The sequence below is a fragment of the Methylocystis sp. WRRC1 genome (assembly GCF_020733155.1).
In the GTDB taxonomy this organism is placed as follows: domain Bacteria; phylum Pseudomonadota; class Alphaproteobacteria; order Rhizobiales; family Beijerinckiaceae; genus Methylocystis.
In genome coordinates this window covers 3,625,572-3,647,042 of the sequence record NZ_JAJFZJ010000001.1, presented here as the reverse complement: position 1 = coordinate 3,647,042, position 21,471 = coordinate 3,625,572, and the positions used below count along the sequence as shown (strand labels likewise).

General features: G+C 63.1%; 19 protein-coding genes. 10 read left to right on the top strand and 9 right to left on the bottom strand.

Annotated elements, in window-relative coordinates:
• The first annotated feature begins 132 nt into the window (after positions 1–132).
• The 6 genes from LG047_RS17860 to LG047_RS17835 all read left to right on the top strand — a co-directional run bounded on the left by LG047_RS17860 (position 133) and on the right by LG047_RS17835 (position 6,858).
• Complete coding sequence (locus LG047_RS17860; protein WP_227968049.1) at positions 133–2,547, top strand: TonB-dependent receptor; 2,415 nt, start codon at positions 133–135, stop codon at positions 2,545–2,547.
• A 119-nt stretch (positions 2,548–2,666) separates the two neighbouring features.
• Positions 2,667–3,068, top strand: a complete 402-nt coding sequence (locus LG047_RS17855) for an EF-hand domain-containing protein (protein WP_036280395.1) — start codon at positions 2,667–2,669, stop codon at positions 3,066–3,068.
• 64 nt (positions 3,069–3,132) lie between these two features.
• The gene (locus LG047_RS17850; protein ID WP_227968048.1) at positions 3,133–4,311 is read left to right on the top strand and encodes an ABC transporter substrate-binding protein; all 1,179 of its coding nucleotides are present in this window, start codon (positions 3,133–3,135) and stop codon (positions 4,309–4,311) included.
• The gene (locus LG047_RS17845) at positions 4,308–5,276 is read left to right on the top strand and encodes a YVTN family beta-propeller repeat protein (protein WP_227968047.1); all 969 of its coding nucleotides are present in this window, start codon (positions 4,308–4,310) and stop codon (positions 5,274–5,276) included. The genes LG047_RS17850 and LG047_RS17845 overlap by 4 nt, the downstream gene beginning before the upstream one ends.
• The gene (locus LG047_RS17840) at positions 5,273–6,025 is read left to right on the top strand and encodes an ABC transporter ATP-binding protein (RefSeq protein ID WP_227968046.1); all 753 of its coding nucleotides are present in this window, start codon (positions 5,273–5,275) and stop codon (positions 6,023–6,025) included. Before LG047_RS17845 ends, LG047_RS17840 begins: the two co-directional genes overlap by 4 nt.
• Positions 6,022–6,858, top strand: coding sequence for an ABC transporter permease (locus tag LG047_RS17835; RefSeq protein ID WP_036280385.1), 837 nt, complete (start codon positions 6,022–6,024; stop codon positions 6,856–6,858). The genes LG047_RS17840 and LG047_RS17835 overlap by 4 nt, the downstream gene beginning before the upstream one ends.
• Before the next feature lie 63 nt (positions 6,859–6,921).
• On the opposite strand, the gene LG047_RS17830 is transcribed toward LG047_RS17835, so the two are convergent.
• The 5 genes from LG047_RS17830 to LG047_RS17810 form a co-directional block, all read right to left on the bottom strand.
• Positions 6,922–8,214 carry a GNAT family N-acetyltransferase gene (locus tag LG047_RS17830; protein ID WP_227968045.1) on the bottom strand — a complete coding sequence of 431 codons (1,293 nt, stop codon included), beginning with the start codon at positions 8,212–8,214 and terminating at the stop codon, positions 6,922–6,924.
• A 245-nt stretch (positions 8,215–8,459) separates the two neighbouring features.
• Positions 8,460–9,044: a hypothetical protein gene (locus LG047_RS17825; RefSeq protein ID WP_227968044.1), complete on the bottom strand. Its 585-nt coding sequence runs from the start codon at positions 9,042–9,044 to the stop codon at positions 8,460–8,462.
• A 365-nt stretch (positions 9,045–9,409) separates the two neighbouring features.
• A complete protein-coding gene (locus tag LG047_RS17820; RefSeq protein WP_227968043.1) occupies positions 9,410–10,279 on the bottom strand; it encodes a hypothetical protein in 870 nt (289 codons plus the stop codon).
• A 120-nt stretch (positions 10,280–10,399) separates the two neighbouring features.
• Positions 10,400–10,927, bottom strand: coding sequence for a translation initiation factor IF-3 (gene infC / locus LG047_RS17815; RefSeq protein WP_036280380.1), 528 nt, complete (start codon positions 10,925–10,927; stop codon positions 10,400–10,402).
• Between the two features lie 257 nt (positions 10,928–11,184).
• Positions 11,185–11,442: a zinc ribbon domain-containing protein gene (locus tag LG047_RS17810; RefSeq protein WP_227968042.1), complete on the bottom strand. Its 258-nt coding sequence runs from the start codon at positions 11,440–11,442 to the stop codon at positions 11,185–11,187.
• Positions 11,443–11,591: 149 nt separating this feature from the next.
• Here LG047_RS17810 and LG047_RS17805 point away from each other — a divergent pair, with 149 nt between their 5' ends.
• A complete protein-coding gene (locus LG047_RS17805; protein ID WP_227968041.1) occupies positions 11,592–13,322 on the top strand; it encodes an acyl-CoA dehydrogenase in 1,731 nt (576 codons plus the stop codon).
• A gap of 18 nt (positions 13,323–13,340) precedes the next feature.
• Here LG047_RS17805 and glpD read toward each other — a convergent pair whose 3' ends face one another.
• From glpD to LG047_RS17790, 3 genes are all read right to left on the bottom strand, one after another.
• The gene (gene glpD / locus LG047_RS17800) at positions 13,341–14,801 is read right to left on the bottom strand and encodes a glycerol-3-phosphate dehydrogenase (RefSeq protein ID WP_227968040.1); all 1,461 of its coding nucleotides are present in this window, start codon (positions 14,799–14,801) and stop codon (positions 13,341–13,343) included.
• A gap of 39 nt (positions 14,802–14,840) precedes the next feature.
• A complete protein-coding gene (locus LG047_RS17795; protein WP_036280372.1) occupies positions 14,841–16,193 on the bottom strand; it encodes a DEAD/DEAH box helicase in 1,353 nt (450 codons plus the stop codon).
• Positions 16,194–16,511: 318 nt separating this feature from the next.
• A complete protein-coding gene (locus LG047_RS17790; RefSeq protein ID WP_227968039.1) occupies positions 16,512–18,275 on the bottom strand; it encodes an OprO/OprP family phosphate-selective porin in 1,764 nt (587 codons plus the stop codon).
• A gap of 269 nt (positions 18,276–18,544) precedes the next feature.
• On the opposite strand from LG047_RS17790, the gene LG047_RS17785 reads away from it, so the two are divergent.
• From LG047_RS17785 to LG047_RS17775, 3 genes are all read left to right on the top strand, one after another.
• Positions 18,545–19,285: a response regulator gene (locus tag LG047_RS17785; RefSeq protein ID WP_227968038.1), complete on the top strand. Its 741-nt coding sequence runs from the start codon at positions 18,545–18,547 to the stop codon at positions 19,283–19,285.
• A gap of 212 nt (positions 19,286–19,497) precedes the next feature.
• Complete coding sequence (locus LG047_RS17780) at positions 19,498–20,010, top strand: hypothetical protein (RefSeq protein ID WP_227968037.1); 513 nt, start codon at positions 19,498–19,500, stop codon at positions 20,008–20,010.
• Position 20,011: 1 nt separating this feature from the next.
• On the top strand, positions 20,012–20,602 hold the full coding sequence (locus LG047_RS17775; protein ID WP_144259433.1) for a hypothetical protein: 591 nt from the start codon (positions 20,012–20,014) through the stop codon (positions 20,600–20,602).
• A gap of 104 nt (positions 20,603–20,706) precedes the next feature.
• On the opposite strand, the gene LG047_RS17770 is transcribed toward LG047_RS17775, so the two are convergent.
• On the bottom strand, positions 20,707–21,420 hold the full coding sequence (locus LG047_RS17770) for a tetratricopeptide repeat protein (protein WP_227968036.1): 714 nt from the start codon (positions 21,418–21,420) through the stop codon (positions 20,707–20,709).
• Positions 21,421–21,471: the final 51 nt, after the last annotated feature.

Genomic DNA, 21,471 nt, shown 5'->3' with positions numbered 1-21,471 from the left:
TATTTTTCAGAAGTATGGCGCTTGTACAACAGCTCGGGAATATTGCGCCGCTCCCGCCCTTCGACGGCTTCCGGCGCGCCTTTGTCGGGATATAACGACTGACGACGAAGACACTGGAATCAGACCGACGACATGCCGTTCAACACTCGTATCTCACTTCTCGCCTTGAGCGCCGCGCTGGCCTCCACTTCCGCTCTTGCGCAGCAATCCTTGCCGACGATCGAGGTTGGCGGCGCGCCGCTGCGCTCGACTTCCCATCCGCCCGTCCGCGCGGGGGTCAGAGCGCCCGGCCCCCGCGTCGCTCAGGCCCCGACGCAACAGGCGCCCGCCGCTCCTTCCGCCGAGCCCTCCGAACCGGTCTCGCCAATCGTGCGCTATGCGGTGCCCACCGCGACCTACACGGTCTCCGGCAAGGACTTCCAGAATACGCGGCAGTTCGAAATGTCCTCCGGCATGCAGCAGCAGATGCCGGGCGTCATCATCAATGACGTCGGCGGCAACCCGTTCCAGCCGGAAATCGACTATCGCGGCTTCAACGCCTCCCCGATCGCGGGCACGCCGCAGGGCCTCGCCGTCTATCAGAACGGCATTCGAATCAACGAGGCCTGGGGCGACAACGTCAATTGGGATCTGATCCCCAACGTCGCCATCGACCGCCTTTCGATCGTCACCGGCAACCCGCTGTTCGGCCTCAACGCCATCGGCGGCGCGGTCACCGTCGACATGAAAAACGGCTTCACCTGGCAGGGATTCGAACTCGACGGTCGTTTCGGCAGCCGCAGCCGCCGCCAGGGCACGATGCAATACGGCGTCCGTTCCGGCGACTTCGCGAGCTACATGGCGATGGAGGCCATGGGCGACAAAGGCTATCGCCAGTTCTCGGGCTCCAATGTGAAGCGCTTTTACGGCGACGTCGGCTATCGCGGCGAAAGCGGCGAAATCCATGCGAACATCACGCTTGGGCACAACAAGTTCGGCGCCTCGGGCCCTGCTCCGGTGGAGCTCACCTATATCGACGAAAGCGCCGCTTTCACCACGCCGCAGACTTACAAGAACACGCTGGCGATGTATGATCTCAACGGCACGTTCCAGCCGAGCGAGACGTGGAAGTTGTTCGGCGACGTGCATTACCGCGCGTTCGACCAGGCGCGCGTCGACGGCAACACGACCGAATTCGAATGCGAGCCGGGTGAGGAAGTCTGCGAAAACGAAAACGGCGGCGAGACGGGCATCCCCAATTACTTCAACGGTCAGCTGCCGATCGGCGCCATCGACCGCACATGGACGCGCTCGCGCACGATCGGCGGCACGGTGCAGGCGACCAATGAGGATCACTACTTCGGTTTCCACAACAAATTCACCGTCGGCGTCAGCTACGATCACGGCTGGACGTCCTTCAGCGCCAATGAAGAGCTGGGCATCATCATGCCCAATCTCGTGGTTGGCGGCTTTGGACATATCGTCGAGGAGCCCAACAGCGCCATCTCCAGCGTCGCGGTAAAGGCGTCGAACGATTATCTCGGCGTCTACGCGCTCGATGCGCTCGACATCACCGACAGGCTGACGGCCACCGTCGGCGCGCGCTTCAATCGGGCGGGGATTGCCCTCTACGACATGCGCGGCACGGCTCTGAACGGCAATGGCGTCTTCACCCGCATCAATCCGATGGCGGGCCTGACCTACAAGATTCTCGAAAACGTCACCGCATACGCCAGCTATTCGGAAGCCAACCGCGCGCCGACGCCGCTGGAGCTGGGTTGCGCCGATCCCAACAGGCCCTGTCTGATCGACAATTTCCTCGTCGCGGACCCGCCGCTCAATCAGGTCGTGGCGCATACGATCGAAACCGGCCTGCGCGGCAATCTCGACGTGCCGACGTTCGTTCCCGCCGTCGCCGCTTATCTCCCCGGACGGCTCGACTGGAGCGCAGGCCTGTTCCGCACCAACAACTTCAACGACATTCTGGCTGTGCCCAGCACGATCAACGGCCGCGGCTATTTCACCAATGCGGGCAACACGCTGCGTCAGGGCGTCGAAGTGTCCCTACGCTACACCGACGAGCAACTCAGCGCCTACGCCAACTATACGCTGACCGACGCGACCTTCCGCTCGGCAATCGTTCTCGGCGCGCCGGACAATCCGCTGGCGCAGCTCTGGGGCAACGGCTCCATCATGGTGACGCCCGGCGCCAATCTCACCTCCGTGGCGCGTCATCGCTTCAAGGCCGGCGCCGATTACGCAGTCACGCCGAAGTGGTCGGTCGGCGCCAATGTGGTCTATTCGTCCGGGCCATGGATTCGCGGCGACGAGATCAACATCGCCGGCACGCTTTCTCCCTCCACGATCGTCAACCTGCGCACGTCCTACCAGCTCGGCCCGAACATCCAGGTCTATGGCCTTCTGGAGAATGTCGCCAATTCGCGCACGCGCAGCTTCGGCACCTTCTTCGACACCGGGGATATATCCTTCCTCACTTTCAATAACCCCCGCATGGTCTCGCTGGGGCCGCCCCTGGGAATTTATGGCGGCGTGAAGATTACCTACTGACCTCGACAAACTGGCGGCCCCTCGGGGCCGCCCTTTTTGTCGCGGCGAAGCGTTCTGGAAATTCAGGAAATTACCCTCTATAATTTCGGGAGTATTTCCCGATAGTTCAGGAGGCTGATATGAATAAGTTGCTTCTCGTTGGCGCGATGTCGCTTGCCGTATCGATCGGCGCGCCCGTCGCGCCCGCCTTGGCCAAGAAAGCGCCTCCCGTCGCGGCGCTCGACACCGACAATGATGGCACCGTCGATCTGAACGAGCTCAACAAATCCGCCGAGGAACTGTTCGGCAAGCTTGAGACCGACAATGACGGGACGATCGACCGCAAGGAAATGCAGGGCCGAGTCACGCGCAAGGAATTCACCGCCGCCGACCCGGACAACGACGGCACGCTGACCAAAGACGAGTTCCTCGCCATGGTCGCGGCGATGTTCAAGGAAGCGGACCCGGACAATGACGGCACGCTCGACGAGCAGGAGTTCAAATCCGCGAAGGGCAAGGCTCTGCTGCGCGTGACGCGCTGACAATAGCACGGCGCGCGGGCTCTCCGACTTGATCCCGCGCGCCAAAGCGGCCATTTAGGGCGTCATGAAACGTCTTGCCGCCGCCCTCTGCCTCGCGCTCGCCGCCTCCCCCGTCGCGGCCGAGACGCTAAATGTGAAAGTCGGCGTGCTGCGCGAACAGCATTCGCGCGAAACTCTCTCCATCCTCGACATTCCGGCCGCCGACGACACGCTCGCCGGCGCGCTGATGGGCGCGGCCGACAACAACACCACGGGCAAATTCACCAACCAGTCCTTCGAGGCGATCGACGAAAGGCTCGACGACGACGCCGACGTCGCCTCCGCCGTGGACACGCTCGCAGACAAGGGCGCGCTTTTCATCATCGCCGATCTCGCGCCCGACCGCCTTCTCGCGGCGAGCGAGCGCGCGAAGGCGAAAGGCGCCCTGCTCTTCAACGTCTCCGCCTCCGATGACCGGTTGCGCGAGGAAGACTGCCGCGCCAATGTCATCCATGTGGCGCCCACGCGCTCCATGCTGGCGGATGGTCTTGCGCAATATCTCGTCTGGAAGCAATGGCGGCGCTGGCTGCTGATCAAGGGCTCGCATCCGCAGGACGAATTGCTCGCGCAGGCGTATCGCCGCGCGGCCAAAAAATTCGGCGCCAAGATCGTCGAGGAACGCGTCTATGAAGACACCGGCGGCGGGCGTCGCAGCGACTCCGGCTCCGTGCAGACCCAGCGCCAGATGCCCGTGCTGACGCAGAACGCTCCCGCCTATGACGCGCTGCTCGCCGTCGATGAGAGCGAGGTTTTTGCAGGCTATCTCCCCTATCGCACATGGGACGCCCGCCCGGTCGCGGGCTCGGCCGGACTTTATCCGACCAATTGGGACGCGGCTCACGAGCAATGGGGCGCGCAACAATTGCAGAACCGTTTCATGGCGACCTTCCGCCGCCTGATGAACGCGCGCGACAATGGCGCATGGCTCGCCATGCGCATGATCGGCGAAGCGGCCACGCGCGTGAACGCCGCCACGCCCGACAAGTTGCGTGATTTCATGACGAGCGGCGACTTCTCGATTGCGGCGTTCAAGGGCGTGCGCCTCACGCTGCGTCCCTGGAACCAGCAATTGCGCCAACCGATCCTTCTCTCGGACGGGCGCATGACCGTCTCCGTCTCGCCGCAGGAGGGTTTCCTGCACCAAACGACCGAACTCGACACGCTCGGCCTCGACCAGCCCGAAACCAAATGCAGGTTGAAATGAAGAAGACCATTTGCGCGCTGCTTCTGTCGACGGCCCTCGGCGCCACGCCCGCTCGAGCGTACAAAGCCTATGTGAGCAACGAAAAGGGCAACTCCATCACGGTCATCGACACCGACAAGCTGGAGGCGATCGACACGATCAAGGTCGGTCGCCGCCCCCGTGGCGTCGAGCTGAACAAGGAAGGCACGGAGCTCTATATCTGCGCCGGCGACGACGACGCGATTCAGGTGCTCGACACGAAGACGCTGAAACTCACCGGCAAGCTGCCATCGGGCCCCGATCCCGAACTGCTGGCGCTGAGCCCCGGCGGCGACATCATCTATGTGTCGAACGAGAACGACAATCTCGTCACGCTCATCGACGTCAAACGCAAGGAGCAAATCGGCGACATTCCGGTCGGCGTCGAACCCGAGGGCATGGCGGTAAGCCCAGACGGCAAGCTGCTTGTCAACACGTCCGAAACGACGAATATGGCGCATATCATCGACACGCAGACAAAAGAGATCGTCGCCAATATTCTAGTCGACGGTCGCCCGCGCTTCGCGGAGTTCAAGAAGGACGGCTCGGAACTGTGGGTGTCGTCGGAAGTCGGCGGCACGATTTCGATCATCGATCCACAAAAGCGCGCGCTGAAGCAGAAGATCAGCTTCGAAATTCCGGGCATGTCGAAAGAGGCGATCCAGCCGATCGGCATTTCGATTACGCGGGACGGAAAACGCGCCTTCGTCGCGCTCGGCCCCGCCAATCGAGTCGCGGTGATCGACGCCGAGACCAAGAAGATCGAAAAGTATCTTCTGGTCGGCCAGCGCGTCTGGCATCTCGCCTTCACGCCGGACGAAAAATATCTGCTAACCGCCAATGGCGTTTCCAACGACATTTCGGTGATCGACGTGGCTAGCCTGAAGGTGGTGAAGTCCATCCCGGTCGGCGCCTTCCCCTGGGGCGTCGTGGTGGCGCCGCAATGAGCGAAACGCCGGCGCTCTCTATTTCGGGTCTCAGCCACTCTTACGGTGCGCGTAAGGCGCTGGACGAAGTGAGCTTCTCCGTCGCGCCGGGCAGCTTCACGGTGCTGCTGGGGCTGAACGGCGCCGGCAAGAGCACGCTGTTCTCGCTGGTCACGCGCCTTTACGCGGCGCGTAAGGGCGAGATCGACATTTTCGGCGCCAATGTGATGCGCCAGCCCGCCGCGGCGCTACGCCGCCTTGGCGTCGTCTTTCAGGCGCGCACGCTCGATCTCGAATTGAGCCTGATGCAAAACCTCATTTATCACGCGGCGCTGCATGGCATCGGCCCCCTTGAAGCGCGGCGTCTCGGCGTCGAGGCGCTGGCGCGCGCCGGCCTCGCGGAGCGCGCCAATGACAAGGCGCGCGCGCTCTCGGGCGGCCAGATGCGCCGCGTGGAGATCGCCCGCGCGCTCCTGCACGGCCCGCGCCTGCTGTTGCTGGATGAACCTACCGTCGGACTCGACATCAAGGCGCGCGCCGATCTCCTCTCCCATGTGCGCAGCCTCGTGCGCGAGCAGGGTCTCGGCGTGTTGTGGACGACCCATCTCATCGACGAGATCGACGAGAACGATCAGGTTGTAATTCTGCATCACGGCAAGGTGCTGGCGACAGGGCGCGCCGGCGACATCGTCGCGCAAAGCGGCGCCGCCGACATTGGCTCGGCCTTCGCAAGGATTACGGGCGCGGACGCAGAGAAGCTTTCGGCATGAGCGCAGGAAACGACATTTCGCAGCGTGGCTTCACGCTGCGCCAATACCTCATCTGCCTGACGGGCGTCGTATGGCGTGAGGGTCTTCGCTTTCTGCATCAGCGCGAGCGATTCATTTCCGCTCTGGTGCGTCCGCTGGTGTGGCTCTTCATTTTCGCCGCGGGATTTCGGCAGGTGTTGGGTATTTCCATCATCCCGCCCTACGAGACTTACGTACTTTACGAAGTTTATATCGCGCCCGGACTCATGGCGATGATCCAGCTTTTCAATGGCATGCAATCATCGCTGTCGATGGTCTACGATCGCGAGATGGGCAATATGCGTACGCTGCTCGTCTCGCCCTTTCCGCGCTGGTTCCTGCTCGGGGCCAAGCTTTTCGCCGGTGTCGCCGTCTCGATTCTTCAGGTGTATGCGTTTCTTCTCATCGCCTATTTCTGGGAGATCGAACCGCCCACGAAATGGGGCTATCTTACCGTGCTGCCCGCGCTTGCGCTCGGCGGGCTGATGCTTGGCGCGCTCGGCATGCTGCTGTCGTCGCTCATCAAGCAGCTCGAGAATTTCGCGGGCGTGATGAACTTCGTCATCTTCCCGATGTTCTTTGCATCATCCGCGCTCTACCCTCTGTGGCGCGTGAAGGAGTCGAGTCCGTGGCTCTATTATGTTTGCGCGGTCAACCCTTTCACTCATGCAGTGGAGTTGATCCGCTTCGCATTTTACCAGAAGATCGAATGGACATCCCTCGCGGCGGTCGTCGCTTATACCAGCGCGTTCCTGATCGCTGCGATCATCGCCTATGACCCGGCGCGCGGCATGTTGATGCGCAAAGGCGGCTGATGCGGCCTGACCACGGGGACGGGCGACACGGAGTCGCATAGTGAGCGCGACAGCCGCCTTGACTCAGCGGAGATGCGTCACGACCGTTGAAACGACCGGCGCGCCGGCGGCAAGCGCGAGCAGGACGATCGACCATTTTCGGCCGCTCGCGACGTTGGCGCCGAGTGAAGCAATCTCGCGGCTGCGACGAACAAAATATTTCACGCGGTTTCGCGTGGCGGTCGCTATTCGCAGACGACGCGCAAGCGCCTCCGTACGGTAGGCTTGCGGCGACAGCGCGAGGACGCTGCGCAGGATCGGCTCCTCCTGCCGCCACACGGCCGCCTGTGCGATTTCAGTCTGCGCGAAGGAATCGAGGCGCTTTATTTCATCGTTCTCGCCGATATGTGCGGCGGTATGCGCATCGAGCATGAGGCCCGGTGAGAAATGCGCATAGGTCTGGTCATAGGCGGCCTTGAACGCATAGACGACGCCCTGCGACTCGAGGTCGAGCGCCATCGCGATTGGCCGGCCATCCAGCGTTAGGGAGCGAATTCGCGCGCTCGGCGCGTGATCTGCGCCGCTGAAGGCCTCCTGCGCGAAATCCCGGGTCGCCTGCCGACACAGAAGCGCCGTTCCCGCCTTCCCCTTCCAGCTGTCGCGCTCCATTTGCAAGAAAGCCTGAAACGCCTCGCGCCCGCCGGGCTCATCGACGAAAAGACTGGGGAATTCTACGGCTCCAATTTCCTGCAGACGACGCAAACGCCGCTCGCCGCTCGAGCGCCGGCTCTTGCTCACATAGTTGCGCGCATAAAAATCGCCGCCTTTCCCCACTTCTGGCTCCACCGCAGGACGGCTCCAGCGCTCGACGCGCGACAGCGCCAACCCCTCACGCCGCGCCGCCTCGTCCAGCGCGGCGTAGAATCCGCGCTTTTCCGTCAGGAAGGGAAAGAGCAGCGAACCGTGCCCCGCGCGCGCGAGATAACGCACCGCCTCGCCCAGCACCACAAGGGCGTCGTCCCGCCGTATGAGCGGATGGGTAAGCGACGTGAATGGATTGACGAAAAGGCTAAGTGCGCGGCCGGGAAAGCCGTTGCGCCAGCCGCGCTCCTCCAGGGGAAACACGCCGGCAAGCGCTCCGCCACGCGCACAGTCACGCACAATGAGAAGTGGAATCGGACGCCCCGCACGCAAATGCCTTTCAGCCGCGACGAGCACATTTGAACAATAGACAGGATTGGGTTCGATCGCCTCGTCGGCGAGCTTTCGCCACGCCGCTTTTTCGCGCGCGAGCTCTCCGGCCGTCGTCCAGCCGCATTCATAGCGCGCTGGGGCGAAGGCGCCCTCTGGACTCTGAACGGAGTGAAGATAAGTCATGGCGGCGGCGGCGGTTTATTGCCAAGCTTATGAAAAATGTCTGAAGACAAACTTAAGGTTGCAGCTACACCATCGTCCGCTCCCGCGCGAGCGAGGCGCGGCGACGGCTATCAATAGAGAGCGGGAGGGACGAGAGGCTTCGGCCTCTCTTCCCCCTGCTGCTTTGGGCCAACAAGACGACTGCGAAATCGCCGCCCGGTCGTTGAGCAATTCACTTCCGGGCTTATGCGGTCGCCGCGTCGAATTCATTGAACGCGCCGCAGCGGGCCCGATAGGTCCGGGAAGTTCGAGCTGTTCAACACCTGAACGCCCGCGTTATGCGTCCCGTTGAACGGCGTCACAGTCGTCGGACAGCCCGCCCTCGCCGCATCTGTGGGGCTGTTGAACCAGATCCCGACATGGAAAGTATGCAGCGGAGCCATGACCGGATTTGTCGCGGCGTCTCCCGCGTGAACGACCGGCGCCGGCGCGGCCCCCGGCGCCACAATGAAGGTCTCGATATTGAAGCGACCCTCGAAATCACCGACCGCGCGGCCGTTGGCGTCGGTTTGCAAATCGCCCTGATACCAGGACATCCCGAAGGGGGCCTTGGGAACCTGAGTGATGAACAAATCCAGTGCGGTGTTCGCCGGAAGGCCCCAAACCTCGACATGCATGGTCTCTTTCGGCGGCGTCGGCGCAATGGTGACGCGCGCGGCCGCGTTTGGCGCGCAGGTCGCCTGCGTGCTCGAGCGAACGAGGTTGAAACTGAAATTGTTGGCGGCGAGGCTTGGCGTCGCAATCATCGCCGCCAGCGTGGCGGCGAGTGTTGCCGCAAGAATTTGTTTCATGATTACCCCCTCCAATTGAAATCGCGGCGTTTCGCCGCGGCGTCTACAATAGGATATTTTCCGAAATTGCCCAGCTTTGGATCCTGTAACGGCCCTTGTTGCGGCGTCCACGAGCGTTGGGGGCGCACTTTCCATGAAGCGCGCTTTATCAAGCCGCCTCCGCGGCGCCAGAAGTTGCAGCCAGCCAGAATTTTTGAGCCGAACACGCGCGCGCGAGGGCGCAATGCGCCCCAACGCCGTAAATGAGGCTTCGCTACGCATGAACGCCGCGCTCATGTCGCAAATCGGCGACGGCGCATCACGTTCCAAAGGACACTGTTATGGAGCCAATTTTCCCGGTCTTACGCAACGCCGCCGGGCGCGCGTTACTTCTTGTCGCTCTTGCCCTTCGCGTCGCCGTCGTCCGTCGCTGCGGCCTCCAGCGCCGCCGGGAGCTTTATGCCCGTCGCGAGCTGGGCGCCGAGCGCAATGGCGCGCGCCTCGGTGAGGCGCAGCGCGCAATAGCCGAATTCCGACTCTTTCGCATAGGAGCGGCAGACCTCTTCGCGCCAGGAAGAAAAACCCGCCTGCTCGCGCACGACGAAGTTCCGGATCTCTTTCTCTTTCTTGTTGCGGTCGTAAAGCGCGCGGAAATTGCCGCGGACAGTCTTTTCGACACGGGCCCGGGCCCCGAGCATCTCGGGCGCCTTCTTGGGATCGAATTCCGTTTCCGCCATACCCCACAGGCCGCTGGGGTCGGCGCGACAGTCGGCGTCTTTGATCTCGCAGGCCTTGCCCTCATTGGTGACGAGAATGGCGCCGTCGAGCACGTCGAAGGTAAAAGGACAGGCGGGGAATTCGATCTGATAGCGGCGCAACCCCGAACCGCTGTTGCGCTGGGTGAGCTTAAGCGGCATGCCGGCGACGTCGACGCGACACTCTTCGCCCGAGCGAGACAGCCGGTCGCCAGCGAGGGCGAGTTTCGTCACCTGCAGGTCCGCCCCGGCGCGCGCGAGTTCGATGGTGCTGCCTGCCCCGTCGAGCTTCAGGCTTTTGCCGACGATCGTGTCCTCGGAGGGCGCTTTCGGCATGATGGCGGGGCCGCGCGCCTCGCCCATCTCACCGCTGCTGACCCGCTTTTTCTTCGGCTTCGCCGCGGGCGAGGTCACCGTGCCTTCCGGCGTCGGCGCGACGGCCCCGGGCAAAGCAAGTTGCGCGCCGGCGGGCGAAGCAACGCCCACGATCGCAATGGCCATGGCTCCGCAGCCCGCCCGACGCGCGACAACATTCCAGGAAGCCCACAGCGACATCGGCAAGGCCCAGCCCTTTCCACACCATGACCTCCCCGGCGCGCCGGCGGAGGCGGCGAAACGCTTTCAGCGCGGCGCCAGCACCATCACCATCTGCCGGCCTTCCATGGACGGCTCGAGCTCGACCTTCGCCAGATTCGCTGTCTCGGCTTTCACGCGCGTGAGAAGACGATAGCCGATGTCTTGATGCGCGATCTCGCGGCCGCGGAAGCGCAGCGTCACCTTGACCTTGTCGCCCTCCTCGAAGAAGCGGCGGACGGCCTTCATCTTCACATCGTAATCATGCTCGTCGATGCCGGGGCGCAGCTTGATTTCCTTTACCTCGACCACCTTCTGCTTCTTGCGCGCCTCGGCCGCCTTCTTTTGCTCGGCAAAGCGGAATCGGCCGTAGTCGAGAATCTTGCAGACGGGAGGCGTGGAATTCGGCGCAATCTCCACCAGATCGAGCCCGGCCGAATCGGCCATGGCCAGCGCATCGGGCAATTGAACGACGCCGTGATTTTTACCTTCGGAATCGATCAGCTGCACTTCTCGTGCACGAATTTCCCGGTTGATGCGCGGTCCCTCCTTCTGCGGAGCCGCGGTGCTCTTCATTGGACGGCGAATGGAACATCTCCTTCATGGGGCCGAAAAGGACGGCCGCTATGCCTAATATCACGCGGGAGCATAAACTTCCCGCCCCGGACGGATTCCGGATCAAAGAACAGATTCCCACGCTCTCGCGTCAAGTCAACTGCTTCATATGTGAATATACGCATTATTCACGCCAAACCATGAAACAAAGATAACGCATCCAGGCAAAGGCGGGAATGACCGCCCCTCTTTCGTCGCCGGAAAAGGGCCGCGATCAATCACAATCCGCCGGCGAGCGCCGGGCAACTCGGACAGGGCGCGCCGCCCGCCATGGCGGCGCAGGCGTCGCCGGCGTCCCCGCCAGCGGCGGGCTTGGCGATCAGGGAGAGCTGGCGCTCGACCCGCGCGCCGCCGCAGGAGGGGCAAGCGGGCGGCGCCTCGTCGATTCGGCTCAACGTCTCGAATTCGTGGCGGCAATCTTCGCAGCGATAGGCGTAAAGCGGCATGGCTCCTCGCAGGGAAACAGTAATTTTCATTCTCGTGCCTTCGAGGCCCGGACGCAAGCCGCATCGCTCCCAACAAGCGGCGCGCCGACGACGCCGGCCTGAAAAATCTTTGCGTCGGGGGAGCGGACGGCTTCGGCTGCGCTAATTTCTGCTCACGATTCGCACCCTGGGGAGACAGAATGACCTATCGCGCGCCGCTCGACGACATCCTCTTCGCGCTCCGAATCGCCGCCGGAGACGGCGCATTGGAGGCGGACGGCCTATACGCCGACCTTGCCGACGGCGTCGCCGAACAGACGCTCTCCGAGGCGGCGAAATTCGCGGAAGGGTCGCTCCATCCGCTCGACAGGATCGGCGACAAAGTCGGCGCGCGCTTCGCTGACGGCGTCGTGACCACTGCTCCCGGCTGGCGCGAGGCCTATGCGCTGTGGCGGGAAGGCGGCTGGAACGCGATCGCCGCCGATCCGGACCATGGCGGGCTCGGCCTCCCCGCCCTGCTCAACGCGTGCTGCACGGAAATCTGGAACGGGGCCAACATGGCCTTCGCGCTCTGTCCCCTGCTCGGCCATGGAGCAATCGACGCCATGGAGGCGCACGCCAGCGAGGCGCTGAGGGAAACCTATCTCGCCAGGATTGTCAGCGGCGAATGGACTGCGACAATGAACCTGACCGAACCCCAGGCGGGCTCCGACCTCGCGCTTTTGCGCACACGCGCCGAACGCGCTGGCGACGGGACCTACCGCCTCTTCGGACAAAAGATTTTCATCACCTACGGCGAGCACGATCTCGCGGACAACATCGTGCATCTGGTGCTCGCGCGCCTTCCCGACGCGCCGCCCGGCACCAAAGGCATATCGCTTTTCCTCGCGCCGAAATTCCTGCCCGACGAAAATGGCGCCTTCACGCGGCGCAACGATCTTCGCTGCGGCGGCGTCGAGCACAAGCTCGGAATCCATGGCTCGCCGACCTGCACGATGATCTATGGCGATAACGGCGGCGCCGGCGCCTATCTCGTCGGCGAGGAGAACAAGGGCCTCGCCTGCATGTTCACCATGATGAACAACGCCCGGCTCGCCGTGGGCCTGCAGGGCGTCGCCCTTGCCGAGCGCTCGACGCAGCACGCGCTCGCCTGGGCGCGCGAACGCAAGCAGGGTCGCGCGCCCGGCGCCGTTCAGACGAGCGCGATCGTCGAACATCCGGACGTCGCTCGCATGCTGATGACGATGGCGGGCATGACCGCCGCCTCGCGCGCCATTTGCTACGAGACCGCCGCCGCCATCGACCGCGCGCGGCGTGAAAAGAATCCCGTGCGCGCCGCAGAGGCCGAGGAGCGCGCCAGCCTGCTGACGCCCGTCGCCAAGGCCTTCTCCACCGACATCGCCAATGAGGCGACCTCGCTTGGCGTGCAGGTCTTCGGCGGCATGGGCTATGTCGAGGAAACGGGCGCCGCGCAACTCATGCGCGACGCGCGCATCTGCGGCATTTACGAGGGGACGAACGGCATTCAGGCGATCGACCTCGTGACGCGCAAACTGCCGCTCTCGAAGGGCGCGGCGCTGGCGCGCGAAATCGGTGACATGCGCGCGATCGCCAGCGGCGGCGAATATGCGGCGGTTGGGGAAGCGGTCGAGGCGCTGGCGCAGGCGAGCGACTTCATCACGCGGGCCGACCCCGTCGCCGCTCTCGCGGGAGCGACGCCTTACCTGCGCCTTTTCGCGCTCGCGCGCGGCGCGACTCTGCTCGTGAAAGGCGCGAATGTCGCGCGCAAGGAGGGCGAGGCTTCGGCCGAACGCCGAATGGCGCTGGCGCGGTTTTTTGCGGAGAACATCGCCGTCGCGGCGCCGGGGCTGGCGAGGAGCGTCATCAATGGGGCCGGGTCTGTGAACGACGCGATTGGAATGCTGAAATAGAGGAGCGCGTGCGTGCCTTCAGGCTCGCATGAATTTCCGAAGCGACTCTTGTTGCGCGGCGTTCATGTGCAAGCCCAATTTCGAGCGGCGCCACAAGACGTCGTCTGCCGTGCGCGCCCATTCGTTTTCGACGAGATAGCGAATTTCCGCCTCCGTCAGCCCGCCGCCGAAATCGCGTCCGAGATCGGCCATCGACGCCGCATCCTTCAGGAGGCGATAAACTCGCGTCCCGTAGGCGCGCGCGAGACGCAGCGCGACATCGTTCTCGAGAAACGGCTTCTCCCGCTTCAATCCCGCGAGGAAGGCGTCGAACTCCATGTCGCCGCCGGGAAAGACGGCGCCGGCCGTCCAGGGCTCGCCATGCGCGGGGAGGTAGGCGCGCAAATCATCCAGCGCATGTTCGGCGAGCCGGCGCGCGGTGGTGATCTTTCCGCCGAAGATCGACAACGCCGGCGCGGCGTCGTCCGGCGCGTCGAGATCGAAGGCGTAATCGCGCGTCACAACTGACGCCTTCAGCGAGCCATCGTCGTATAGCGGCCGCAGGCCCGCGTAGCTCCAGACGATGTCGCCGCGCGAGACCGCCGCGCGCAGGAAATGATTGACGGAGTCGAGCAGGTAATCCGTTTCGGCGTCGCTGATTGCGACCTCGCCGGGCGCGGCGTCATGAACGACATCCGTCGTGCCGATCAGCGTGAACGCGCGCTCGTAGGGAATGGCGAAGACGATGCGCCCGTCGGGATTTTGCAGGATATAGGCGTGCTCGCCGTCATAAAGCTGGCGTGTGACGAGATGCGAGCCCTTCACCAGCCGCACATGCTTGCGCGAACGAACGTGCAGCGCCTCCTCGATCACCTGGCTGACCCATGGCCCCGCGGCGTTCACCAGCGCACGCGCTGAGATCTCCTCGCCGTCAGCGAGCGTCGCAATCCAGAGGTTGTCACGGCGCACGGCCTGCGTCAGTCGCGCGCCCACCGTGATCGTCGCGCCACGCTCCTTCGCGTCGAGCGCATTGAGCACGACGAGACGAGAGTCCTCCACCCAGCAATCGGCGTAAGTGAAACCGACATTATAGGTCTCGCGCAAGGGCGCGCCGAGCGCATTGCCCTTCAGCGACACCATATGCGAACCCTCGAGGCGCTTGCGCCGCGCGAGATGGTCGTAAAGGAAGAGGCCGAGCCGCAACATCCAGACGGGGCGCAGGCCCTTCTCGTGCGGCAGGACGAATTTCAGCGGCCAGATGATGTGCGGCGCGGCGGCGAGCAGTAATTCGCGCTCGGCCAGCGCCTCATGCACGAGGCGAAACTCATAGAGCTCCAGATAGCGCAGCCCGCCATGGATGAGTTTCGTGGAGGCGGACGACGTGCCGCTCGAGAGATCGTTCTGCTCGACGAGCCGCACGGAAAGGCCGCGCCCCGCCGCATCACGCGCGATGGCGCAGCCGTTGATTCCGCCGCCGACAATGAGAAGATCATAAATCATGGCCGCCCCCGACGAATCGACGCGGCCATGAATATAGCGTCATCCTTGCGGACGGCCGCCCTGCGGGCGATTGCCGCCGCCATGTGCGCGGCGCTTCTGGCCGCTGGCCGGACCCGCCGGGCGTTGCCCCGAAGGACGCTGCCCGTCGCGCGGCTGGCCCTCGCGGCGCGGATGCTTCTGCCCGTTCCGCCCGCCGCCATTGCCCTTGGGCGCGCCGCCTCTCGGCCCGCGGCGCACGGGTGTGGAGTCGTCATTGCGCGCATGGGCGCTGCGGCGATCGGTGAAGGCGAGCGTCTGGCGCGTCAGCTTCTCGATCTGGCGGAGCAACTGGCGTTCGCCATTGTCACATAGCGAAATGGCGCGGCCCGAAGCCCCGGCGCGGGCCGTTCGGCCGATACGGTGCACATAGGCCTCCGGCGTCTCCGGCAGTTCGTAGTTTACGACATGCGTCACGCCGTCGACGTCGATGCCGCGCGCGGCGATGTCGGTGGCGACCAGCACGCGCGTGCGGCCCTTGCGGAACGCGTCGAGCGCGCGGATGCGCTGGCTCTGGCTCTTGTTGCCGTGGATCGCCTCGGCTCCGACGCCCGCCGCATCGAGATGCTCCGCCACGCGGTCGGCGCCACGCTTCGTGCGGGTGAAGACGATGGCGCGGGAGACATCGGCGTCGTTCATCAATTCAATCAGCATGTCGCGCTTGGCGCCGCCGTCGACGAGGAACACATGCTGGGCCACGCGCTCGGCCGTCGTCGCCACCGGCGTCACGGACACCTGCGCCGGGTTCTGAAGCATGTCCTCCGCGAGCCCCGCGATCTCCTTCGGCATGGTCGCGGAAAAGAGCAGCGTCTGGCGCTTCTTGGGGAGCTTGGCGACAATCTGGCGGATCGGCACGATGAAGCCGAGGTCCAGCATGTGGTCGGCTTCGTCGAGGACGAGAACCTCGGTCGCCGCGAGCTTCAGCTTGCCGCTGGCGATATGATCGAGCAGACGGCCGGGCGTCGCGACCAGAACGTCGAGGCCGCGCGCCAGCATGTCGATCTGCGGACGGTGCGACACGCCGCCGACGATGACGCCGACGCTCGGGCGCATGAATTGGCCATAGGCCCGGAAGCTGTCGGCGATCTGCGCCGCAAGTTCGCGGGTCGGCGCCAGCACCAGCGTGCGCGCCGTGAAGGGCGCGGGCCGGCGGCGGTCGGCGGCGAGCCGGTTGAGGATCGGGAGAGCGAAGGCCGCCGTCTTGCCGGTGCCGGTCTGCGCAATGCCGAGAAGGTCGCGGCCTTCCATCAGATACGGAATGGCCTGAGCCTGAATGGAGGTGGGCGTTTCATAGCCTTCGCGATCGAGGGCGCGAAGAAGAATCTCGGCGAGACCGAGATCGGAAAATTTTGTCACTTAGCGTCTTTCATGTGTGACCGCGCGCCGTCGCCAGGAAGTGGCGCGGACGGACCGGTTACGGAGAAATGGGAGACTTGCCCCGCGTATCGGGCCGTCGATTGTGCGATAAGGGAGGCTCGACAGCTGGTCGGATCACCCGTGGCGGGCAATGTCCGATCTACGCGGCTGGAGCGCCTCATGCTGCGGCGCAGCAGGGAGTTGCATACAGGAAGCGTTCCCAAAGGTCAATTTAATTGACACGCGTCCCGGGCCGACGGCGCGCGAAGACCGCCAGCCCTTTCGGACCGGCGGCCTTCATTCGTTGGCGCGGCGCGCTTACCAGTAAACCTGAGCCCGCGCCTCGAACAGGTTGGGATGCGCGCCGTTGATGAAGCCGCCTTGCGAGGCGTTTCCGTTCAGCGGAGCGGCGACGTTCAGCACATGAGTCCAGTTGGCCTGGAAGTGGAATCCATTGTCTGGATACCAGTTCAGACCGACCGTGACATTTTCCTGACGGCCGCCGTTGATGCCGGACGTGGCGACCAGCGCCGTAGCGGCGGGATTGGGCGCGACGAAAGTCGTCAGGGCGAGGGCGTTGTAGAGGCTCGATCCCTGCAGACCGCCGCTGTTCAGATTGACCTCGCTATATCGCGCGGCGAGGCCCCAGGCGCCCCACCCGCCGGCGCTGAGCGGATTCTTGATCTTGATCTGCTCGAACGTCGCGCCGTTTCTGTCCTTCACGCTATAGGCGGAGACGCGCTCTTCGCCCGTCAGCCAATACTGGCCCTGGACATACCAGCCGCTGAAATATTCGCTCGACCCGCCCGGGGCGAAGACATTCGCCATGCGCGCCAGCATGACGTTGGTCATGTTGCGGTTGACCTGAGCGCCATTGTATTCGGCCTGGATCGAGAACGGCCCATACGAACCCGCAAGTTCGACGCCGAAGGTGAAGATGTCGCGCACGCAATGGCCTGCGACGCCCGTCCTGATAAAGGGCGCGCCAACGCCATAGGGCACGGAGACGGAACCGCACGAGAGATCGGGCGTGCCGAGAAGCGACTGATTCAGGATATTCGCCTCGGACCGAACGCGGTTGCCCAGTCGCAATTCGCGGTCGTCGCTCGCGCCCGTCGCGTCGTTGGGGCGATGGTAACGGCCCGCGATGCCGAGGTGGAGCAGGTTGTGCTCGTCCTTGATCGGCGCGTAGGTCAAACGGCCGGTGAAGTCATAATACTGGGCGCCGCCGGTCGGAACCCAGCCCGCGCCGCTGAGCACGCCCCATGCGGCGGGGACGTTTGGCGTCGGGTTGAGGGCCGCGTCCTCGAAGCTCGTTGAATAGACGCCGCCCTTCGCGGTCCAGTTGTCGCCATGCGCGCCGATCGACGCGCCGACATGTCGGTAAGGGCCGAAAGTGTCGGCCATCATCGCGCGCTCGATGAAGTCCGTATACTTGGACGAGTTGATCGCCTCGAGATTGAACGGCTCATACTGGCTTCCGATCATGATGAAGATCGGATCCTTGACGCCGGGAAGCGTCAGCGCCGGATGCTCGAAGCCGAGATAGGCGTCGCGCCAGACGCCAAGCGTCAGCCCGTTCGGCGCGCCGTTGAAATCCGCCTGCGCCTTGTAGAACCAGTATTTTGCCGCGCGGCCCTCGACTTCGATTCGGGAACGACGGAAGCCCGTCTGACCCGCCCAGCCATTTAGCGGTTCGGTGTTTCCGCCGCCGTCGATCTGAAGACGGCCGCCAACCTTGAAGCTGTACGCCTTGTCTTCCGTCTCGACAAACAGGCCGTTCTTGAAGCTGACGAATACAGGCGGCGGAGCGTGGACATCGCCGGCCTTGACGTGCGCGGCGTTGGAGACATTCGATTTCTGGGCCGCAGCGGCGGCGCTTTGAGCCTGCGCCTTGGCGTCGCGAGCTTCCTTGCGCAGCTTGGCGATTTCGCTTTCGAGCTGACGCAGGCGCACTTCGATGGCCCCGCTGTCCGGCCCGGCGCTCGCGGCGGAGACGGAGGCGATTACGCCAAAGGCCGCAATCGCGAGAGCAAGGCTGCTTGCGCTTGCAATACGCTTCATGTTGTTAATACGCTTCATGCTGACGCTCCCCAAAGTTTTGGTGAACGCCAGAATCCTCATGTCGAAGACACTTTTGTTACAGATACGCTTTTGTATTGCATAAATCGAACATGATGCTCTAAAGCAAAGACACTGTTACATAGACAGCGCTATCATGTCTAATTTATTTCTGGCAGAAACGTAATTTTCGACATTCAGAAACATTGGAGAAAAGCAATTATACAGAGCACGGTTTAGATGCTGTGCGCCAAACGCGTCTTATCGCCTGCTCGAGACAAGGAATAAGGATGACGCAAAAAACCGGCGCCAAAAAGCTGTCCGCTCTCCTCGTGGGCGACGATGAGGCTACCTCGGATACAATTGTGCCGTATCTAAGCAGACAGAATATCGAGATCACCGTCGTCGCGGACGGCAAGGAAATGGATCTGGCATTTCAAACCAAGAACTTCGACCTTGTGGTTCTCGATCTGGCGCAGTCGGGCGAGGATGGGTTTTCCATCTGCCAAAGGATACGACAGGGAAACGCCGTCCCGATCATCACGACGTCGAACTGCCATAACAATGTCGACAAGATCATCAGTCTGGAGATCGGCGCCGACGACTACATTCCCAAACCGCTCGACCCACGCGAAATCCTGGCGCGCATCCGGGCGCTCAGCCGGCGCGTCGAAATGTCAAAGCTGGCGAAGCCCGCCCGCGAGAAAGGGTACCTGTTCTCCGATTGGAGACTCGAGATTCAGGCGCGCAAACTTGTCGGCTTTGGCGGCGTTCATTTACCGCTGACGAGCGCCGAGTGCTGCACCCTCCGTGTTTTCTGTGAAAACGCGGGGCAAGTTTTGTCGCGCGGTCGCCTGATCGAGCTGACGCACGATGTGATCGACTCTCCGTCCGAGAGGAGCGTCGATATCATCGTCAGCCGCCTGCGCCACAAGATCGAGGCAAACCCGTCATTTCCGAAAATCATTCGAACCATCCGGTTCGAAGGATACATCTTCACCGCGCGGGTGGAGCGCCTGCCGGAATCATAATTTCTTGCGCGTCGGCGACGCAGGTTCTCAGGCCGCCTTCCGACTAGCGTCTCAATATATTGATTTTTATTGCTTTTTCGTCGTTTGGCGGTGCCCGACATGCCGGATCGGCGCAGAAGCCTGGTGGGATCGCCCACTGGTAACATTTTGCGTGGAACCAACGCCAAAGGTTGCGCGTTAGCCTGCTGCAGAAAAAACAGAAAGAGCTGTCCATGCAGGCAGGAATCACCGACCGGCCATCCCGTCTTCTCTCAGTCGCGATAGCTACATTCGGTCTGGCGGCGATCTTCGCGAGCGCCCCTATCGAATCGAACGCCCAGCCGACCTTTTTCAATACCACGCGAGTGTTGAAGCGTCTGGGAAACGAATGCGGCGTTCGGCCCTGTCAGGTCGTGGCGCAGCGCCAGGAGAGAATTGCGGCCGGCCAGGGGAAGTTGCTGAACTACAAATGCCCCCCGCGCGCCCCGCACCTTGTCGGCTGGGATACCGAGCAACACGAGCACATACAGATCCAGGCGCTGCAAAAAGTTCAGGCCGATCCCCCATACCATCACATTCCTCAACCGCGCGACGAACGGCTTTTCTTTGCTGCGCAAAACCAGGGGCCGGCAGTTGGCGCCGTCACCGTTTTTCTGGGCTGCTCATCGAGGAATGTGTCGCCTGTCAGCATGATGGAGCAACGCGGCGGCCTTCCGTCAAAAACTGGCCAGTTAGGGAGGCCGTAAAATGGTTCGTATTGACACGACGGCGCTGCCCTGCGGGATCCTCCTTGTCGCTTTACTCGTCAGTCCCACCGAGGCGACGGCCGGCGCCTGCCCTGTCGATCACTGGGGCAATCCGATGGTCCCGAACTGCCAGGAACAACAGATGGGGCCAGTCCATTACGGCGGCTGGGACACTAAGGGATGGGCTTATTATTGCACGGGAGACCACCCTTATTTCTGGGGCTTGGCCAATCCCGGGACCTTGTTCAACTACAATAAAAATAACAATTGTTTTTCGGTAAGTGAAAATCTCTTCGCGGAGACGACGCCGAACAAATTCGACGCCACCTTCACCAATTGGTGCTTCAAGGGCGAAGACATCACGATCACCCTCGGCTGCTCCAGCGTCCCGCAACCGGGGGCCGGCAGTTGCAGCAAGATCGTCGGCGGCGCCGTCAAGGATCCCGGCTGCGCCCAGTCGAACGTCCGCAATTACTGTTTGCCCGGACCGCAGCCGGTATGCGTGCAGGAGTTCAACGAAACCTGCAGCAACGGCACGAAATACACCTGCACGATCGATCAGCTCGTCACCTGGTGCTTCCAGTGTCAGTGACCCGCTGTATGCAACAAGAGACTCACCCTTGTCGGGTGGGTCTCGGAATAGGAATCGCGCATCGGCGACGCAGTTTTTCGACCTGTTGCAGATAGAAACGATCGTCAATCGCAGTCCTTGAAAGCGGACTCCCTGCATTTCTTCGCCATCGCCTCCGCCTTGACGATCTCTTCCGGCGTCAGCGTCTTCGAAGACATCTCGCGGATCGTTTTCCGGTCGCTCTCGCTCATGGACGGAGACTCCGTCGCAAGACGCGTCCACATATGGCCTCGCAGGAGGTCCTTATCGACGCCCTGCCCGGCGACATACATCGTTCCGAGATTCAGTTGCGCGTCCGCGTCGCCCTGCGCCGCCGCGAGACGAAGCCATTTCACGGCTTCCTTGTAATCCTGCGCGACGCCATTGCCGTCGTAATACATGCTCGCAATGTTCAGCTGCGCCGCCGCCAGTCCCTGACTCGCCGCTTTCAGGGTCCATTTCATGGCTTCCTTGTAGTCCTGCGCTACGAACTGTCCGTCGAGATACATCGCGCCGAGATTGAATTGCGCCGAGGCGACCCCCTGCTCAGCCGCGAGGCGCGTCCATTTCAAGGCCTCCTTCGGATCGGTCGGCACACCCTTTCCTGCCACGTAGATCGCGCCGAGCTCCGCTTGCGCCCTGGCGTTCCCCTTTTCCGCAAGCGGCTTCAGCAATTTCAGCGCGGCCGCGTGGTCGCCACGCCGCGCGGCCGCGGTTGCATCGTCATAGTCATCCGCCTGCGCCATGCCGATTGCGCAACCGAGCGCGAAAAAGAGCGTCAGCGTCTGGATGAGCTTCATTGTCACAGCCTTTACAAAACGAAGAGAGCGCCCCCGGCCGGGCCGGGAGCG

What these genes read in the sequence shown, in the direction of transcription:
- LG047_RS17860 (WP_227968049.1), top strand. Translation starts at nt 133, where the DNA reads ATGCCGTTCAACACTCGTATCTCACTTCTCGCCTTGAGCGCCGCGCTG.
- LG047_RS17855 (WP_036280395.1), top strand. Translation starts at nt 2,667, where the DNA reads ATGAATAAGTTGCTTCTCGTTGGCGCGATGTCGCTTGCCGTATCGATC.
- LG047_RS17850 (WP_227968048.1), top strand. Translation starts at nt 3,133, where the DNA reads ATGAAACGTCTTGCCGCCGCCCTCTGCCTCGCGCTCGCCGCCTCCCCC.
- LG047_RS17845 (WP_227968047.1), top strand. Translation starts at nt 4,308, where the DNA reads ATGAAGAAGACCATTTGCGCGCTGCTTCTGTCGACGGCCCTCGGCGCC.
- LG047_RS17840 (WP_227968046.1), top strand. Translation starts at nt 5,273, where the DNA reads ATGAGCGAAACGCCGGCGCTCTCTATTTCGGGTCTCAGCCACTCTTAC.
- LG047_RS17835 (WP_036280385.1), top strand. Translation starts at nt 6,022, where the DNA reads ATGAGCGCAGGAAACGACATTTCGCAGCGTGGCTTCACGCTGCGCCAA.
- LG047_RS17830 (WP_227968045.1), bottom strand. Translation starts at nt 8,214, where the DNA reads ATGACTTATCTTCACTCCGTTCAGAGTCCAGAGGGCGCCTTCGCCCCA.
- LG047_RS17825 (WP_227968044.1), bottom strand. Translation starts at nt 9,044, where the DNA reads ATGAAACAAATTCTTGCGGCAACACTCGCCGCCACGCTGGCGGCGATG.
- LG047_RS17820 (WP_227968043.1), bottom strand. Translation starts at nt 10,279, where the DNA reads ATGGCCATTGCGATCGTGGGCGTTGCTTCGCCCGCCGGCGCGCAACTT.
- infC (WP_036280380.1), bottom strand. Translation starts at nt 10,927, where the DNA reads ATGAAGAGCACCGCGGCTCCGCAGAAGGAGGGACCGCGCATCAACCGG.
- LG047_RS17810 (WP_227968042.1), bottom strand. Translation starts at nt 11,442, where the DNA reads ATGAAAATTACTGTTTCCCTGCGAGGAGCCATGCCGCTTTACGCCTAT.
- LG047_RS17805 (WP_227968041.1), top strand. Translation starts at nt 11,592, where the DNA reads ATGACCTATCGCGCGCCGCTCGACGACATCCTCTTCGCGCTCCGAATC.
- glpD (WP_227968040.1), bottom strand. Translation starts at nt 14,801, where the DNA reads ATGATTTATGATCTTCTCATTGTCGGCGGCGGAATCAACGGCTGCGCC.
- LG047_RS17790 (WP_227968039.1), bottom strand. Translation starts at nt 18,275, where the DNA reads ATGAAGCGTATTAACAACATGAAGCGTATTGCAAGCGCAAGCAGCCTT.
- LG047_RS17785 (WP_227968038.1), top strand. Translation starts at nt 18,545, where the DNA reads ATGACGCAAAAAACCGGCGCCAAAAAGCTGTCCGCTCTCCTCGTGGGC.
- LG047_RS17780 (WP_227968037.1), top strand. Translation starts at nt 19,498, where the DNA reads ATGCAGGCAGGAATCACCGACCGGCCATCCCGTCTTCTCTCAGTCGCG.
- LG047_RS17775 (WP_144259433.1), top strand. Translation starts at nt 20,012, where the DNA reads ATGGTTCGTATTGACACGACGGCGCTGCCCTGCGGGATCCTCCTTGTC.
- LG047_RS17770 (WP_227968036.1), bottom strand. Translation starts at nt 21,420, where the DNA reads ATGAAGCTCATCCAGACGCTGACGCTCTTTTTCGCGCTCGGTTGCGCA.